This window comes from Pseudomonas sp. LBUM1679 (assembly GCF_059695565.1).
In genome coordinates, this window is record NZ_CP166774.1 from 2,074,103 (window position 1) to 2,091,810 (window position 17,708).

Consider the following 17,708-nt stretch of genomic DNA (forward strand, 5'->3'; position numbering starts at 1 on the left):
GTTGATTCATTGATGCCCCTTCGAGGAGGAATCCATGCTCAGCTATCTGTTCATTGGCGCCAACGATGTCGAGGCTTCTGCGCGGTTCGCTATCCGACGATTCCTATTTTCATCAACTGCGTTGCCAAACCTCTGCCTACCTTCAGGCGCGTCAGGGCATTAGGGGAAGCAATAGGAAAATTCGCCCGCGCCTCTAACAAGCGCGTTCTGCTCTTGGGCTCAGGCGGCTTATCCCATCAGCCACCTGTACCCGAGTTGGCCACAGCGAATCCGCTACTCAAAGATCGGTAACTTGGAAGTGGCCGCCATCTCTCTGCTGATGAGCGCGACGCCCGCACCCAGCGAGTGATAAGTGCGGCGCACCGCTTCGTAGAAGACCAGGAATCGCTTCATCCACTCAATCCTGAATGGGATACCTACTTTCTCGATGTGCTCGAATCTGGCCAGGTAGGGCCGTTCGTGAACTCAATCTTCCCTTCCTGAGGACGGTAGTCACCGGTGAGCCAGGATCTGCAGATCCATACCTTGATTGGCAGCGTATCCGCGAAATCCACGAGGCAGGCTCGAGCCTAGTTCGCCCTGATGGCTACATCGCTTGGCGGCAAACAGAAGCCGTTTGGAATGACGGCGATGCTCTCGATCAACTGCGTGATGCCTTAGCTCTGATTCTGGATAAAGCGAGCTGACTTTTTAAGGGACGGCAGTGCTAAGGCATGGCCGTCCTTTGGATTGATGACCGTAATCGAAGGCGCAACGTTACAGCGATTAATGAAAGGTCAGCAAACCCGATCAAACATTGACGGAAACAGCTCCTCCTTCAAAAGACCCATGCCTTCGAGCTGAACAAAACACCCGCAAATCTCGACCCCCTGTCGCCCTTGAAGAGTCTTTATTTGACCGCAAACCCGGTTCAGCGGTTTACTGTACGAACATACAGTATTCGGCGATTTGCATTATGGTCACCATCCTAGGGCCGCTATCCAGCAGCGGCGTTCAGCTCCCGTTCTATTCCTACCGCGTTCCTGCAGGCTTTCCGTCGCCAGCGGCGGATCACCTTGAACAAAAGGTCTCATTGGACGAGCTCCTGGATCTTCGGGCGCCACATGTGTACCTCGTGCGTATCGACGGCGACAGCATGGTGGGTGCTGGCATTTTTCCGGGAGACCTAGCCATTGTGGACAGGTCTATCGAGGCCGAGTCTGGGCACATTGTCATTGCCGCCGTGGATGCCGAGCCGGTCTGTAAACGCCTGGTGAAGGAGTGTGGGCAGATCATCCTGAGGTCGGAAAATCCCAAATATCCCTCCCGTTACATGATGGATGGAGAAGAGCTGCTGGTCTGGGGCGTCGTGATGTACAGCGTGCGCAGCCATGAAAAAGCCTGACCCCGTCTTTGCGCTGATCGATTGCAATTCGTTTTACGCCTCCTGCGAGCGTGTATTTCGACCTGATCTCCGTAACACGCCAATCGTAGTGCTGAGCAACAACGACGGGTGCGTTATCGCCCGATCTGCGTGCTCCAAGCCATTCGTGAAAATGGGTGAGCCGTATTTTCAGATCAAGCACAAGCTCAAGCAGCATGGCATCGTCGCGTTCTCGTCGAACTACGCGTTGTATGGCGACATGAGCCAGCGTGTGATGAGCGTGATCGAGTCCCTCGTGCCCACCGTTGAGGTCTACAGCATTGATGAAGCCTTCGCGGATTTGGCCGGTGTGCCTGGTGATCTTGAGGCGCTTGGTCGACGGATCCGTGCCCAGGTTTATCGGAGCACTGGCATCCCGGTCGGTGTAGGTATCGCCGCTACCAAAACCTTGAGCAAACTCGCGAATCATTCGGCCAAAAAATGGCAGGTGCAAACCGGAGGTGTTGTTGATCTGCGTGATCAAATCAAGCGCGATTGGGTGCTGAAGAAATGCTCGGTCTCGGACGTCTGGGGAGTCGGACGCAAGATGACTCTTCACCTCGAAGGCATGGGCATCAAGACAGCTTGGGATCTCTCTAAAACCGATCCCTGGACGCTTCGCAAGAAATTCAGTGTGGTAATCGAGAAGACTGCGCGTGAGTTGGCGGGCACGTCATGCCTGGAGCTTGATGAGCCTGATCCGCCCAAGCAGGAAATTTGTTGTTCTCGCATGTTTGGCAAGCGCCTCACAGAGATCGCACCAATCAAGGAGGCCGTGGCCACTTACATGATGCGAGCTACCGAAAAGCTCCGCGCGCAGCAGTCATTGTGTAAAAAGATCAGGATCAGCGTTCGTACCGGCATGTTCAACGCCGAGGAAGCAAAATATGCGAATGGGGTTTTGGTAGAGCTGCCTTATCCGACTGACGACGTTCGGTTGATGACAAAGGCGGCGGTGGAAGCAGTGGATCGGATCTACCGTCCTGGATTCAAGTACAGCAAAGCAGAGGTGCTCCTGCTGAGCCTTTGTCAGAAAGGTGAGTACACCGATGACCTTTTTTCCATCTCACAACCCGTCGCTGCTGAGAAAGTGATGGGGGTCTTGGATGCGATCAACAGTCGATGGGGGCGTGGCACCATGCGCCTGGCGAGTGTGCCGATTGACCCTGATTGGGGGATGCGAAGGGAGATGATGAGTCAGAGCTTTACGACTCGGGTTGATCAGCTTTGGACGGTGTACTGCAAATAATGCGTGGGCGTCGGTAGCACTGCCTTGGGCCAAAAATGGTACGTGCCAGTCCGTCACGCGGCACCTGGGAAGCTGGATAAAACTTTAGCGGAACGGTGAGAGTCATCCATAGGTAGCCTGTGCTCAACAGAGTGTGGGCCATTCAATCCTTGGAGAATTCACATGAGCTTATTCAGCACGATATTGGAAAAACTCGGGATAGGTAAACATGCAGCGTCGCCAGCTGAGGCCGCTCCTACTGCTCCTACCGCTGGTGCTTCCCCCGTTACACCACAGACGTCGGCTTCCACCCCAACGGCTGCGATCAGCGAAGTCGACGTCGCCTCAAAACTGGAAGCCTTGGCCAGCCAGCAAGGCGGACAACTCAATTGGCGCACTTCGATTGTAGATTTGCTTAAACTGCTGAACATCGACAGTAGCTTGGCTGCACGTAAAGAACTCGCTGCAGAGTTGCATTACACAGGTTCCACTGACGATTCGGCAGCGATGAACATCTGGCTCCATTCGGCGGTCATGAAGAAGCTGGCGGAAAATGGCGGGAAGGTTCCTGCAGATTTGCTGAATTAGGTTTGCCTTTCATAGCTACGAATCTTGCACCGGGTGCATATCGTATTTCTGTGGGTCGATAAACCTAAGGACGACGGTACGCACCTCCCTACGCTGTAAACGTGTAAAAAACACTGCCTATCATTGCGTCGACTCATATAGGAGCACCAAAGATTCCGTGCTCGTCGTTTCGCTGAATAGAGATGCGCCTCAGCCGACGTTTAGCAACGTAGCCGGCGTCACTTACTCGATGCTCGGCTGGCTTGTAGTAATGCCCGCACTGGCATCAGACGGATCTCATCCAGCAGCGCACTATCTAAACGTCAAAGATCTCCCTACCCAGTCAAAATGTTAGTCAGTCAGCGCAATATCGCGCATGACTTGGTGTGCGTGACGTAATCATGCATTGCGGAGTAAATTTCACTCATCCGCTAAGATTCCAAGTTGTTTGGCTCGGGCAATGGCGTGCTTTCGACCAGCAGCGTTAAGTTTGCTAACCAAGTTTTTCATATGCCATTTTATTGTCTGCTCTCCAATATCCATGGCTCTGGCAATTTCTTTGTTACTCATATTTTTAGAAAGGTAGTTAAGGACTTCTTGTTCCTTGCAAGTGAGTAGGGCATTTACTTTTGATGATGAGGTCGACATCGTCTGGTGAGAGACAGGTTGCTGAATGCCGGCTTGGGTTGCGTCTAGTGTTTTATATTTTATTCCACCCTGATTAAGGCGGTGAATACCCATGGCCTGCGCGAGACTTAGTGTTTCGTTCCATATAGATTTGGCTTCGTCATTACCTGATTTTCGCAAGATGTTAGAGCGTAATAGGCGGGACTCGATAATTTCGACTCCTCGCTTCAACTCCGCTGCAAAAGCTTCCAGTTTCTCAGTAATGTCTATACTTTCCTGAGTGATGGAGGTTTTATCCAGCGAAGTGGCTGCATAGCAGTCAGCCACCAACATCATGAGGCCAGCCCATTTTTTGTGAGCAGCGGGCATCTTGATGATTGATTTTGCGCTAACAGCTTTCAGTCTTTGTGCAAAGTTGAATGCTGTTTCTTTTCTCCTGTGGCGGGCATGTAAGCGAGTCAGCTCTACCAAGGCCACGATTTGCATTCGTAGATTCGCTCGCGTTTCACCAAGAGTCTCCAGCTCCTCCAACAGATCCAGAGCTTTATCCTGTCGTCCATTTTCATCGGCTATTGAGGCAAGTGTTGTGAAAGCTTGGATAATCGAATCAGGGAGTCCGTATTTCACTAATACCGGCAGACGCCCTGCGAGGAGAGCGCAAGGCTCTTCATTTTGTCCTAAGCCCCACAATGCTGTGGCCAAGGATGTCGATAACATGCAGGTAACCGGATTGAGACGACCTAGCTTCATCTCTGCCTTGGTCAGAGCCGGCTGAAGAGTTTGAGCTGCGATTGCATTTCGACCTTCCCAAAGATAGCTGTTACCTAAGGCATAATCGCGTAAACCAAATGACACTGGAGAATAAACATCCAATTCTGATAGATCAGCTATGACGGCTAACTCCTGTCGAGCTTTATCAGGACTACCGTTATACAGCTCCACGAATGCGCGGCTGATACAGTATATGGGCAGATTGCCAGGACGTGCGGAATCGGGAGGGGTTGGCCACTGGCTGAGAATAATTTCAACGCGATCAAGTTGGTCGGCAAAAGCCGCTGCCGTGACTTGTATTAGATGTGCCTCAAAGCGTTCAGTTTCAGTAATGCCTTGTTGGTCTAAAATTTTAGATACAAATTGTTCGGCTTGAGCGTTTCGGTCGCTCATTGCCAGTGCCCAGCCCACCGGCGCCCAGAAAGCTGTATGTTCCTCCAGTCGTTTGGATGGAAGCCGGTGATACCATGAGAGAACCGCATTACTTTTACCGTGGATAGTCATCTCATAAGTATTGTTCTCGATTAATAGAATTGCACCTTCGATATCTCCTGCGAGGAAAGACTGCTGGGCGGCGTCCTCATACAGACCTTGTGTCGCGTACCAAGAGGAGGCACGTTTTGACAACATAACCCGTTCTGAGCGGGGCAGCATGGCTAAACGTTCGCTCAGGATGTCTCTAGCAAGCGCATGCAATCGCATCCACTCGCTGCCTTCCGAATGTGTAAATAGGGGGGTGTTGTTCTGTAGCTCTTTCAGTGCGGGCTTTATATCCTCGCGACCGAGCAGCGCGGCACATAAATCAGGATGAATGATATCCAGGTCGGCAATTCGAACGAGGAGATGAACGATATCAACAGGCTGCGAGGCGATGACCGAGTCGACAAAATATCGCCTGACATCACCAGTCACTGATCCAATAAGTCCCTGAAGATCCCCATTTCGGTAGAGGTTAGAAACTGCTAGCTGTACTCCCATAGGCCACCCCTCGGTTACCTCATGAAGAGTGACACCTGTATCTAGCTGACTCTGAATGCCTAATGTGGAGTTCAAAATTGCCAGGGTCTCTTCCAGCCGAAACCGTAGATCACTAGCGTGCAAGCGAGTTACTTTGGCTCCGCTAAACGCACCGCATGCCATAAGTGCCCCACTCGGGCGTGCAGCCAGCGCGATGTGTAAGTTGGCAGGAGCATGTGACAACAGGTAAGGGAGTATCTCTGTCCGGGAGTTGGTTGGCAGTGAATCGACGTCATCAAGAAGAAGCAGCACATCAACAGATAGTCCAGCCACTTCAGCGAGCCAAGTAATGATGGCTTCCTGCGGATCTGCGCAATCGCCAATCGCTTCAGTCAACGATTCTGAGAACCCGCGTTTTCCAGAGTTTGCACGTGCAACGCTAGTCAATCCACGAACCAGCCTGAGGGGGTCGTCTCGAGAGTCGAGGGTATACCAAAAGGCTAAGCCGCCTCGAGCAAGCATCTCCTTACGCCATTGGTTGAGTTGAGCGGTTTTTCCATAACCGGTAGGAGCCAAGAGGGCGGTGATCTGAGAGCCACCTAGCTCTACGCGGCTCAGCTGCAAGCGATCTCGCTCGAGAAATCCTCGAAACACGCGCGGAGGTGTCGATTTCAGCAGGACAGAAGGATCAAGGTTTGGAGTGCGAATTTTCTTATCTCCCAGTTCCTGAGCCTGTCTGCGCCCCCTTCACAAGAACGAATCACCAAGTCCAGTGGAAGGCTGAGCCTACACAAGGAGGGGAGACGTACCGATGTTTGCAGAAGGCCCTAGGCGGATGCGGGCTTATTGTGAATTCAACGTACCACGAGCGTGAGGGGCAGTGAAGACGTCATGCCTAGGTGGGGGGGGTAACACTTAATTCTAGCGTGCATCCCACCCTTCAAGGGGGGGGAGACGGTTGGGTAGGTGCTCGTAGTGTGTCCGGGATTCGCTGGTGATTTTTCCACTACGCAGTTTCTCCCCGCTTTGATAGTGGTGCGAAACAGTCGCCTTATCTCCCTGCCTTGGAGCATTTCTCCCTATGAGTTCCACTATCTACGTTGTCGGCGTCGGTATGACCCAATTTGGTCGCCATATCGAACGCTCACTACATTCGCTGGCGGATGAAGCGCTGGAGGCCGCATTACGTGATGCCGGGGCTGAGCGAAAAGACATTGAGCAGGTTTTTTATTCGGGGGTAACCCAGGGTGCCCTGCAGGGTCAGACTGCGATCCCTGGACAGGTAGTTTTGAACAAAATCGGACTGGTCGGATTGCCAATATGGAACGTTGAAAACGCATGTGCCTCGGGCACCAGTGCGTTCCAGTTGGCCGTCCAGTCACTTCGCGCAGGTGCATGCGACATCGCTTTGGCTATCGGCGCTGAGAAAATGAACATTGAGGATAAACGTCGAGCTCTCGGGTTGTTCGAAGGCGGGTGGGATGTTCTGGAAGCGGAGCAGAATGCTTCACGATTGTTAAAATTGGGTGACGGTGTGGAGGTGCCGCCCGGCACAGAATCTGAACGTCCTTATAGTCGGTTCATGGCTATCTACGCCGCCACATGTCGATACTGGATGAAGACTTTCGGTACGACGCAGCGGCAGATTGCTGCGGTGTCTGCCAAGAACCATAACCATTCGGTTCACAACCCGTTTTCTCAGTACAGACAGGCCTTCACTATTGAAGAAGTGTTGGCTGCACCTCCCATCACTTACCCGTTGACACTACCTATGTGCTCTCCGTTGTCTGATGGAGCTGCCGCCGTCTTGGTATGTACAGAAAGCGGATTGAAGCGACTTTCGGGTGACAAGCGTCGCGTAATCCGAGTCGCCGCCTCCTCAATCGCAACGGCAACGAACCGAGAGCCATCTGCCTTCGAGAAAGCAGTTTGTAGACGCGCTGCGAATGCGGCGTATGAGCAATCGGGTATCTCGCCAAGTGATGTGTCGGTTGTAGAAGTCCATGACGCAAGTGCCATGGGCGAGATCATTGCTGTTGAATATCTACAGCTTGTACCAATGGGTGAGGGAGGCTTAGCTGCTGAGGCCGGGGAGTTATCAATTGGTGGCAGAGTCCCTGTCAACACATCTGGGGGCTTGGAGTCGAAAGGGCACCCAATTGGCGCTACCGGGCTAGGACAAATTCATGAACTGGTAACGCAGCTACGCGGTGAGGCCGGTGCTCGCCAGGTAACGGGAGCCAAAGTAGCCCTTCAAGAAAATGGAGGGGGATCTATTGGGTACGAGGAGGCCGTCGTAACCGTCAATTTGTTTACACGCTAAACAAATTCACAGGAAAACGGGCGCCTTATTGCTGAACGTTAGTCCAGCGAAAATGAATTATTTGTGATTAAGCAATAAGAATTCTCATAGCTTGCGCACTGCATTTTTCTGGCCTGTTACACACCTCCAACTTTGTTGAATGGGGGGGATTTAGAGGGAAGGCCACTCTTTTTAGGGGGGGTGGCGTGAAGCTTAAATCCCTACCGTGAAGTCACCAGCGCTTCAGAGCGTTGGTACCAAAATAAAAACAAGATTGGCCGGGACACCCGGCACAAGGAGATTTCTGTGAAGCGAAGAGAGCATAGCTCTTCCTCAGTGCTACTCCGCCCCAAAACGCAGTTGGTCACACTCATGGTATTAATTGTGAGTACCTGAACGAGCCCCATGAAAGACAGGACACCGTTTCCCCCTTACGATAAGGGATAGGCAAACGGTTATGTTTATGACTAGCAGCAACGATAAGAGTGGGGAGCTTTTGGGCCACCAGCGGCGGCGCCGCTGGAGCCCGGAGCAAAAACTGGCCATGGTTCGCGAGAGTCTTGAGCCTGGGCAAAGCGTTTCGGTGGTGGCTCGGCGTAACGGCATCAATGCCAACCAGCTGTTCCTGTGGCGCAAGCTGTATCAGGACGGCAGCCTGTCGGCGGTCAGTGCCGGTGAAGCGGTGGTGCCGGCCTCCGAGCTGAGCGATGCGCTCAAGCAGATCCGTGAATTGCAACGGATGCTGGGCAAGAAAACGATGGAAGCAGAAATCCTCAAAGAGGCCGTGGAGATCGCCCGGTCGCGAAAATGGATTGCGCACTCACCCTTGTTGCCGGGGGACGACCAGTGAAGCTGGTCAGCGAATGTCTCGGTGTGGCGCGCTCGCAATTAACGGTTCGAATCAAGCAATCGGTGGTGCCCAAGGCACGGCGAAGCAAGCCTGTGAACGACGCTGAGTTGGTGGTCGAAATCCAACACCAGATCAGCGAGTTGCCCAGCTATGGCTACCGTCGTGTCTGGGGATTACTACGTCGTGCCCGTGAAACCCAGTTGCTACCCGCGATCAACGTAAAGCGGGTTTACCGGGTGATGCGTGATCACAACTTGCTGCTTGAGCGCCGCATCAAACAGCCCGGTGTGCCGCGTCGGCACGAAGGCCGTATTGCGGTGGAAACCAGCGATACGCGTTGGTGCTCGGACGGCTTTGAGTTCCGTTGCGAGGACGGCGCTAAACTGAGCGTGACCTTCGCCCTGGATTGCTGTGATCGCGAAGCCATCGGCTGGGTCGCGAGCCCGACCGGATACAGCGGCGATGATATCCGCGACTTGATGCTGGAAAGCGTGGAAAAGCGCTTTGGTGATCAACTGCCCGCCACGCCAGTGCAATGGCTAAGCGACAACGGCTCAGCGTACACCGCCGAACAGACACGCCTGTTTGCCCGGCAGATCGGTTTGCAACCGGTGACGACACCGGTACGCAGCCCGCAGAGCAACGGCATGGCCGAGAGCTTCGTGAAGACGATCAAGCGTGACTACGTGGCGCACATGCCCAAGCCTGATCGAGAAACGGCGCTGCGTAACCTGGCTATTGCCTTCGAACACTACAATGAGCAGCATCCGCACAGCGCCTTGAACTATCGCTCGCCGAGGGAGTTCAGGCGCTTGGCAGCCGCATCAATTTAACAGGGAGTTGGTGTCCGGTTTTTTAGGGGCAAGTCCAGTACCAGTGCATCAGCAACTGAGATCGAAACAGGTATTGATGACCTTAGGTTACGCTGGGACAACACCCTTAAGTATAGCGCTGGGTACCGCTTGCACGATGCTGACGAGAAACTTTCCAGCGACGTGAACTTGGGAGACGGCGACACAAACTTCAGGAAGAAAGGCCCCATCTCGAATCGGTTTGACCTGTTAAGCGAAATTGAAGGCAGTTACCAAGGGCTTGGCTTCCGCTTGAGCGGAGCTGCATGGTATGACTCGATTTATCGCAATCACAACGATAACGATACAGGGGGAATCTTTGGCCCCGGTACTAGCGCGGTTAACTCTAGTCACGTCTCCTCTGCTCAAGAGTTCACTTCATACACAAAACGTGTCCACGGTGGTGATGAAGAATTACTTGACGCGTTTGTATCAAGTAAATTCTCAATCGGCGATCGTGTCGGTACTGTTCGTATCGGACAGCACAGCGTGGTGTGGGGCGAGAGCTTGTTTTTTGGCGATAACGCCATCGCTGGGGCGATGTCTCCCATCGATGTGGCAAAAGCCGTATCAGTACCAAACCTTAGATTCCAAGAGGTACTTCGTCCGGTACCTCAAGTATCTGGCCAGTTTCAGTTAAGTGATGCAGTTACTGCTTACGCCTTTTATCAACCTTTTTGGTTAGAAAATAGGTCGCAGGGATCAGGAAGTTATTTTTCTCCGCTCGATTTCCAGCGTGGTGGTAATTTGATTTATACGCCTCAGGGCCCATTTACTAGAGCTCCAACGCAGGATGCGAAAAACTCCGCGCAGGGCGGTTTTGCGTTGCGCATCAGTGCCGGTGACACAGACTATGGGATCTACATGGCAAGATTCAATAGTAAATCTAGTGCGTTTGTCATTAACCCCGTTAGCGAGACGTTCTATGAGAATTATCATAGTGGCGTTAACGTGTTTGGTGTTAGTGCAAACCGAAACTTTGGGCTTTTCAACTTTGCTGTAGAAACATCGGTTCGCAATAACCAGGATCTGCTTTCACCCAATGCTTACGACATCGGTAATGGGGCAGAGTACGCGGTTGGACGAACATTCCACGTGAACGTTTCTGCCTTTGGTTCCAACCTAGGCCGTACAGCCTTCTGGAACGATGCGAACTTGCTGGGTGAAGTAGCTTTTACCCGGGTGTTGAGTGTTACCAAAAACGCTGACACTTTGAGCGGATGTCAGCCGAGCTTCATGCCTGGTGCAACATGCGAGCCTAACGGCACTCGCGATAGCTGGAAAATGCAAGCGCTATTCGAACCTATTTACTATCAGGTATTACCCGGCGTCGATATAAAAGTTCCGGTCGGGGTTTCGTATCAACCCAGCGGATCAAGAAATATGGTCGGGGTTGCTCCGTTACCTGAGGATGCGGGATCTATTAACATCGGTGTGAACGCGACCTATTTGGGAACTTGGCACGCAGGGATAAGTGCTACTCATTACTTTGGCGGTGAAGGGGTGTTGTTCAGTACGGTTGGGGTAGGCGGTACGCAACAGTGGAACTACGATCAATATTTCCGCGATCGGGATTATGTTTCCATTTATCTCAGCAGAACATTCTAATTTTAGTTGGAGGCGTCATGAAACTGAACGCGTTTAAATCGTGCGCAGCGGTCGCGTGTCTCGTTATCTCAGTACCGGGGTTGTCTTTCGCGGCTGTGAGTGCTGATGAGGCTCAGCAACTTAAGTCGGTATTGACTCCCTTGGGTGGTGAGCGATCAGGCAACAAGGAAGGCACCATTCCGGCGTGGCAAGGCGGAGTTCTCAAGCCCCAGCCATCTTATCAGCCTAACCAACGGCGATCTGACCCCTTTGCAAACGAGAAGCCTCTTTATAGCGTTACCGCAAAAAATATAGAGCAATACTCCAACTTCCTAAGCGACGGTCAAAAAGCGATGTTTAAGCGCTATCCTGACTATCGTATGGATGTTTATCCGACACATCGGACAGCGGTCGCTCCTGACTATGTGTATGCCAATACACTTGCAAATGCCACGAAAGCGAAGCTGGTGGATGGTACCGATTATCAAATTCCATCGGGAGCATTTGGAGGAATACCGTTTCCCATTCCAAAAACCGGTTTAGAGGTGATGTGGAACCACCTTCTTCGCTACCAAGGTACGGCCACTCGCACGTTAAATGGGCAGACCTGGATGGTCACTGCGGACGGAAAGAAAGTAATGGCTGTTCAAGGGCGCCAAGAAATCAAAATGCCGTACTACGACAAAAGTGGTTCCGCAGAAAATTTTGATGGAACGTACTGGCTGACTCGTGTTGTTAGCGATGGCCCTCCAATTCGTGCCGGTGAAGCGATCGTAGGTCAAGTTAACGTTGATGATACTAAAACTCGTACCTGGGTCTATCTCACTGGACAAAGACGTGTTCGGAAACTTCCTAATCCGAACGGTGATACTCCTACACCACAATCTGCTGGGCTGATGAGTTTTGATGAAGTCAACGTATTTGGCGGCGGGCCTGGGTTGTTTGATTGGAAGCTTGTTGGAAAGAAAGAGTTGTTGGTTCCATACAACTCATACAAAGCTTTGCAGTCCGATTCAGCTGAAGCATTGATGGAGCGCTCCTATCTGAAGCCAGACTCAGTTCGGTGGGAGCTCCATCGAGTTTGGGTAGTAGATGCACAGCTTAAACCTGGCAAGCGACATACATCTCCTAAAGGACGTTACTACATCGATGAGGATTCTTGGCTTGCTGTGCTGGCTGACCGGTGGGACGCGAATGGTAATTTGTGGAAAACGCTCTTCGGGCTTTCTGTTACGTATCCCGAAATGGAGCTTACCGACCACATTACCTATGGCTTCTACGACCTTGTCACAGGCGCTTGGTACGCCGGCCCATATGTGAATAAAACGGCGAGCGCAATTGGTCTGCAACCTGTCGCCAATTTGAAGAACGAGGTGTTTACACCTGATGCCATGGTTGGCGACCAACTTCGTTGAGATAAGAAGATGAAAGCATTTCGAGCTTCCCTCACACCCGTACTCTTGGCGGTTTGGGCTATTTCCTTAACCGCCTCGGCAGATGTTGCGAGCAATAACGCAGTAGTTGTTCCAATAAAGCGGTACGCGTATATGACGCCGAAATTCAAAGACAGTCGGTTGCTGGGAGTCGCTAATGCTGGAAATCGAGTGATCGCAGTCGGTGAGCGTGGCGTGGCCATTTACTCCGATGACGGCGGCACTTCCTGGAATCAAGCCTTCGTTCCGGTAAGCGTTACGCTCACTGTCGTCCGGTTTCTCGATGAGCATCGAGGATTCGCTGCAGGCCATAACGGTGTGCTCTTGAGAACAAATGACGCCGGTGCCCATTGGGAGAAGATTCTCGATGGCAACGATGTCATCAAGTTGTACACCGATTTCGCTAATCAAACCGAACAACAGTTGGGTTCGGAGAACAAGCTTTCACTGCGGGCATTGAAACAAGCCCGCCAGCTGGAAGCAGATGGGCCGGATAAGCCTTGGCTTGATCTAACTGTTGACGCTGACGGCGAGCTTTGGCTCGCCGGAGCTTACGGACTCCTGATGCGCAGTAAGGATGGTGAGAATTGGAAGCCATGGTCTTCCCATATCGAAAATCCAAGGGATTTGCATCTTTATTCGATTGCGTCATTGAATGACGAGGTTGTTATTGGGGGCGAGCAAGGATTACTGCTTCGCTCCACTGACAGAGGAAAAACGTTCAATCGTGTGGAAGGGCCTTACGAGGGGAGTTATTTCTTCGTTGCCCTTACCAATACGAAGCTTGTTGTGGCAGGGCTGCGAGGTAATACGTATATCTCCGATGATCATGGAGCGTCCTTCAAAAATGCTTCGCTGCAACGTCCCATTAGCATCACTGCCGGGCTTGTAATGCGCAGTGGCACTCCGATCTTAGTTGATCAATCCGGTGGTGTTTACCAAGTAGTAGAAGATCATCTCGAAGCATCTAACCAATTACTTGGGTCTGATACATCCGCCTTGGTTGAGCTTGACAACGGGACTCTAGTTGCCGCAGGGCGAGCTGGCGTAAGTGTTGTTGAACCTTCATATTCGTCGAGTAAGTAGGCCATGACCGCATCAATGAAAGAGGCTGACGTCGCATCAGCCCTAGAATCGTTCCATCCTGCAACTGGATCAATCCTCGAACGTTTGTTATTCAATAATCGGTTGTTGGTGATAATTATTTGCACCCTTGTAACTATCATTGCAGTTACTCAGTTGGGGCGCCTGACTACCAATGCAAGCTTTGAAAAAACGATACCCGTTGGGCATCCTTTTATCGCTAACTATTTGGAGATGAAGTCGGATCTTCCGACGCCGAACGTGTTACGTGTAGTCTTGTCCTCAAAAGGGGAGAATATTTACGATCCTGAATTTCTCGAGAACCTTCGGACTTTAACGAATGAACTGATCGCGCTGCCTGGTGTGGATCGAGCCAGTTTAAAAAGCTTGTGGACTCCAAACGCCAGGTGGCAAGGCGTAACCGAGGACGGTTTCGACGGCGGAGCATTGATTCCGGATGACTATCAGGGGCGTCCGGGTGATATGGTTAACTTGCGCACCAACGTCCAACGTTCTGGCGAGATTGGTCAAATTGTTGCGCTGGATGAGAAATCTGCGCTCGTGTCTGTGCCATTGCTAACTGTCGGTTCGACTAATGTGTCTCTGGACTATCGGGCTCTTGATAATAAGCTGGAGGATATACGAGCTCGTTATGAAGCAAAAGGCTTCAATGTCTTCATTACTGGTTTCGCGAAGGTAGTAGGCGATCTTTTATCGGGTATTGCTCAGATCGCTGGGTTCTTTTTGCTCTCCATATTCCTGGCTGTTGCAGTGTTGTTTTATCAGACTCGATGCATTCGAAGCACGCTATTAGTAGTCGCTTGCTCATTAGTCGCCGTTTTATGGCAGCTAAGCGCCTTGCCTTCTTTGGGATTCGATCTGAATCCGTACTCAATACTTGTGCCATTTCTTATTTTTGCGATTGGTATGAGTCATGGTGCGCAAAAAATGAACGGCATCATGCAGGATATTGGTCGTGGTATGCCAAAGCTGGTTGCTGCTAGATTTACTTTTCGCCGTTTGTTTCTAGCAGGCTTGAGTGCTCTTTTGTGTGATGCAGTAGGATTCGGTGTTCTGTTAATAATCCAGATTGAAGTGATTCGAGAGTTGGCACTGATCGCCAGCCTAGGTGTCGCGATTCTTATTTTCACGAACTTGATACTGCTCCCGGTATTGTTGAGCTATATCGGGGTCAGTCCAGTTGCGGCGGAGAGAAGTCTTCGCGCCGAGCGCGGTGGTGCTCATAAGGTCTGGCATTTTCTTGGTCGTTTGACTGAGCGAAAGTTTGCAAAAACTGTTATTCTTGCACATGTTTTTGTGGTCGTAGGCGCATTCTGGGTAAGTACTCATCTTAAGATCGGTGATCTCGATCCTGGCGCACCCGAACTGAGGGAAGATTCCCGATATAATAAAGACAACGCTTTCATTGAGACCTCATACGGCGCAAGTGCTGACATATTCACAGTGATGGTTCGAACCCCTGAAGGGGAGTGTACAGCCTATGATACGCTAATGAAAATTGACGCCTTGGAATGGGAGTTGCGATCGCTTGATGTCGTGGAAGCGACTAGGTCACTCGCGAGCCAGCAGCGTCTGTTGTTTAGCGGCTACAATGAAGGGCATCCGAAGTGGAGTGACCTACCACTGAATAGAGATATGTCGAACACTATTACCTCGAATTCACCACGAGGCCTTTACAATGACACGTGCTCCGTTCTCCCACTCACTGCTTATTTACGTGATCACCGTGCTGAGACCTTGGACGCGGTCGTTCAACGGGCTTCTAAATTTGCAGAAGACAATACGAGTGAGTCTGTAGAGTTCCTTCTCGCAGCTGGCAATTCGGGCATTGAAGCGGCCACAAATATAGTCGTTCGTCAAGCCAATCGAGAGATGCTTCTCTGGGTCTATGGCGCAGTTATGATCCTTTGTTTCATAACGTTCAGGTCGTGGCGGGCGGTTGTCTGTACGCTGATCCCTCTTGCAGTCACCTCGCTGCTTTGTGAAGCGCTGATGGTAATGCTGGGTATGGGCGTAAAGGTGGCCACGTTACCCGTCATTGCCTGGGCGTAGGTATAGGGGTGGATTACGCCCTTTACGTTATGAGTATTCTGCTACAGCGTCTTCGTAATGGTGATTCGTTAACGAGGTCGTACGAGATTTCACTGTTGCTCACTGGGCGGACAGTAATGCTAACGGCATTGACACTTGCTCTAGGTGTCGCCGTTTGGGCTTGGTCACCTATTAAGTTTCAGGCTGACATGGGGATTCTTCTCGCCTTCATGTTTGTTGGCAATATGGTGGGTGCTTTAGTGCTTCTTCCTGCGCTCGCGCATTTCCTCCTTAAACCGGCTGCAAAAAAACATGGTCAGTTAACGGTGTAGGGAATGTACTCTCCGTAAGATTTTGTAAATAATTGAGGAATAGTTGATGTTTAAAGGTCGTGTTGTCGCCCTTACCGGGGCTGGTTCCGGAATCGGCAGAGCGCTTGCATACGAATTCGCTCGCCTTGGCGCACGCTTGGCACTGTCAGATGTAAATAAATTAGCCGTTAATGAAACAGCCTCCATGCTAGATGAGCATATTGAGGTTAAATGTTATACGGTCGATGTTTCAGATCGAGATGCGGTATGTCGATTCGCTGACGAGGTTTATCGTGACTTCGGAACCGTCGATGTTATAGTAAACAATGCTGGGACGTCAGTTGTAGCATCAGTGGAACATCTGACGTTCGAAGAGATTGAAAAGGTTTTTGCAATCAATCTATGGGGGGTTATCTACGGTACTAAAGCGTTTTTGCCGATTTTTCTTGAAAAAAAGAATGGCATGATAATCAACATATCTAGCGTTTTCGGTTTGGTTGCAACACCTTGTCAAGGTGCCTACTCAATGTCCAAATTTGCTGTGCGTGCGTTAACGGAAACCTTGTGGCAAGAGCTAGAGGGGACAGGGGTCGATGCGATACTTGTGCATCCTGGTGGTATTAACACTAGCATCAGCAAGAACTCACTCGTAGCTGCATACAAAAGTGATTTCGAGCGTAAGGCGCACGAAGCAATGATTTCACAGATGATTACGACGCCTGAAGACTGTGCTCGTCAAATTATCAACGGTTTGGTTGCTGGTGAAAAACGCCTTCTTGTTGGCAATGGGGCGCGAGCCTTGCATCGTCTCTCGAGATTGTTCCCAAATAAATATGGAGCGATAATGAAAAAGAAATTGGGTTACTGAGGTTCCTAAGAAATCTTCTTTTCGATGCCTGTGACCACCAGTGTGGTACTCACGGTTTACAACAGCCCCACCAGCCTTACAGCACTGACCGATACCTCATTGTTCGTGTACACCGGTGGCTCGAGATTCTCGAGCTGCCATCTAGGCACGCTTATCTACAAAAAAGATTGAATCTAAGCAACGTTCCTGTCCGGTCAATCGGATAAGGCTGCGGACAATGCCCCCCTGCGTGTATTGCAACATTCGTTGCGTTGAAGAGCACGTTTTATGAGCAGAAACGTACCGGTCAATCCATGCAGGCGTTGCGGCGGCGCTTGGGAGAAAATCATGTTTGTGTTTGGCAATTTGTCTGTCGGCTGCAAGCTATCGTTGGGTTTTGGGATAGTACTGCTTTTGACTTTGGGGGTGGCAGCTACGGCGTTTAATTCCCTCAATTTGCTGCAGAAGCGCAGTGAGTTTTTGCGGTCAGAGTCGGCCACTCAAGCGCACGTCTTGAAAGCCCGTATCGCTGAAAAAACATTTGCTCAAGACCTGGCACCTGCAACTGCCGATATGGTGCGCCATGCGATCGATCAATTGGGCCTTCAGCTGGATTCCAATGGTGCTCCTCCAACGTCCAGTTTGCGTCTGGCTAGCTCCGCCTACCTGCAGCAATTTCTGCACTACGCTGACGCCCTGCGTTTGTCACGCGAGGCGCGCTTGCGAATGCAAAATCGTGCGGCTGCGGCAGGGGACAGTTTTTCGGCGGTGATCCTTGACCAGATAGACAGCTTGACCGTGGCGCTTGAGCAGGGACAGACACCTGAAAGTGGGCAACTG

General features: G+C 51.3%; 10 protein-coding genes and 3 pseudogenes. 12 read left to right on the plus strand and 1 reads right to left on the minus strand.

Going from position 1 to position 17,708, the window contains the following annotated elements; all coding sequences use genetic code 11:
* Positions 1–87: 87 nt before the first annotated feature.
* The 5 genes and pseudogenes from ACA062_RS09600 to ACA062_RS09620 form a co-directional block, all read left to right on the plus strand.
* A pseudogene (locus ACA062_RS09600) lies at positions 88–450 on the plus strand (DODA-type extradiol aromatic ring-opening family dioxygenase); the annotation flags it as partial.
* Positions 408–686 (plus strand): aromatic-ring hydroxylase C-terminal domain-containing protein, encoded by a 279-nt coding sequence (locus ACA062_RS09605; RefSeq protein ID WP_497456157.1) that lies wholly within the window; start codon positions 408–410, stop codon positions 684–686. The pseudogene ACA062_RS09600 and the gene ACA062_RS09605, both read left to right, overlap by 43 nt.
* Positions 687–955: 269 nt before the next feature.
* The gene (locus ACA062_RS09610; protein WP_497456158.1) at positions 956–1,384 is read left to right on the plus strand and encodes a LexA family protein; all 429 of its coding nucleotides are present in this window, start codon (positions 956–958) and stop codon (positions 1,382–1,384) included.
* The gene (gene umuC / locus ACA062_RS09615; protein ID WP_497456159.1) at positions 1,371–2,651 is read left to right on the plus strand and encodes a translesion error-prone DNA polymerase V subunit UmuC; all 1,281 of its coding nucleotides are present in this window, start codon (positions 1,371–1,373) and stop codon (positions 2,649–2,651) included. Before ACA062_RS09610 ends, umuC begins: the two co-directional genes overlap by 14 nt.
* Before the next feature lie 162 nt (positions 2,652–2,813).
* Positions 2,814–3,218 (plus strand): DUF3597 domain-containing protein, encoded by a 405-nt coding sequence (locus ACA062_RS09620; RefSeq protein WP_497456160.1) that lies wholly within the window; start codon positions 2,814–2,816, stop codon positions 3,216–3,218.
* A gap of 399 nt (positions 3,219–3,617) precedes the next feature.
* Here ACA062_RS09620 and ACA062_RS09625 read toward each other — a convergent pair whose 3' ends face one another.
* Positions 3,618–5,948, minus strand: a complete 2,331-nt coding sequence (locus ACA062_RS09625) for a helix-turn-helix transcriptional regulator (RefSeq protein WP_497456161.1) — start codon at positions 5,946–5,948, stop codon at positions 3,618–3,620.
* Between the two features lie 685 nt (positions 5,949–6,633).
* Here ACA062_RS09625 and ACA062_RS09630 point away from each other — a divergent pair.
* The 7 genes and pseudogenes from ACA062_RS09630 to ACA062_RS09660 all read left to right on the plus strand — a co-directional run bounded on the left by ACA062_RS09630 (position 6,634) and on the right by ACA062_RS09660 (position 16,889).
* Positions 6,634–7,875, plus strand: coding sequence for a thiolase family protein (locus tag ACA062_RS09630; protein ID WP_497456162.1), 1,242 nt, complete (start codon positions 6,634–6,636; stop codon positions 7,873–7,875).
* Positions 7,876–8,317: 442 nt separating this feature from the next.
* Positions 8,318–9,537, plus strand: a protein-coding gene (locus ACA062_RS09635; RefSeq protein ID WP_497456163.1) for an IS3 family transposase whose coding sequence is annotated in 2 segments (ribosomal slippage) — positions 8,318–8,663 and positions 8,663–9,537 — 1,221 coding nt in all. Because the reading frame shifts where the segments join, the coding sequence is not laid out codon by codon here.
* A 48-nt stretch (positions 9,538–9,585) separates the two neighbouring features.
* Positions 9,586–11,163 (plus strand): annotated as a pseudogene (locus tag ACA062_RS09640) (DUF1302 domain-containing protein); the annotation flags it as partial.
* A gap of 17 nt (positions 11,164–11,180) precedes the next feature.
* A complete protein-coding gene (locus tag ACA062_RS09645) occupies positions 11,181–12,557 on the plus strand; it encodes a DUF1329 domain-containing protein (RefSeq protein WP_497456164.1) in 1,377 nt (458 codons plus the stop codon).
* A gap of 9 nt (positions 12,558–12,566) precedes the next feature.
* Complete coding sequence (locus ACA062_RS09650) at positions 12,567–13,661, plus strand: WD40/YVTN/BNR-like repeat-containing protein (protein WP_497456165.1); 1,095 nt, start codon at positions 12,567–12,569, stop codon at positions 13,659–13,661.
* A gap of 3 nt (positions 13,662–13,664) precedes the next feature.
* Positions 13,665–16,042: pseudogene (locus ACA062_RS09655) on the plus strand (efflux RND transporter permease subunit).
* 46 nt (positions 16,043–16,088) lie between these two features.
* Positions 16,089–16,889, plus strand: coding sequence for an SDR family NAD(P)-dependent oxidoreductase (locus ACA062_RS09660; protein ID WP_497456166.1), 801 nt, complete (start codon positions 16,089–16,091; stop codon positions 16,887–16,889).
* Positions 16,890–17,708: the final 819 nt, after the last annotated feature.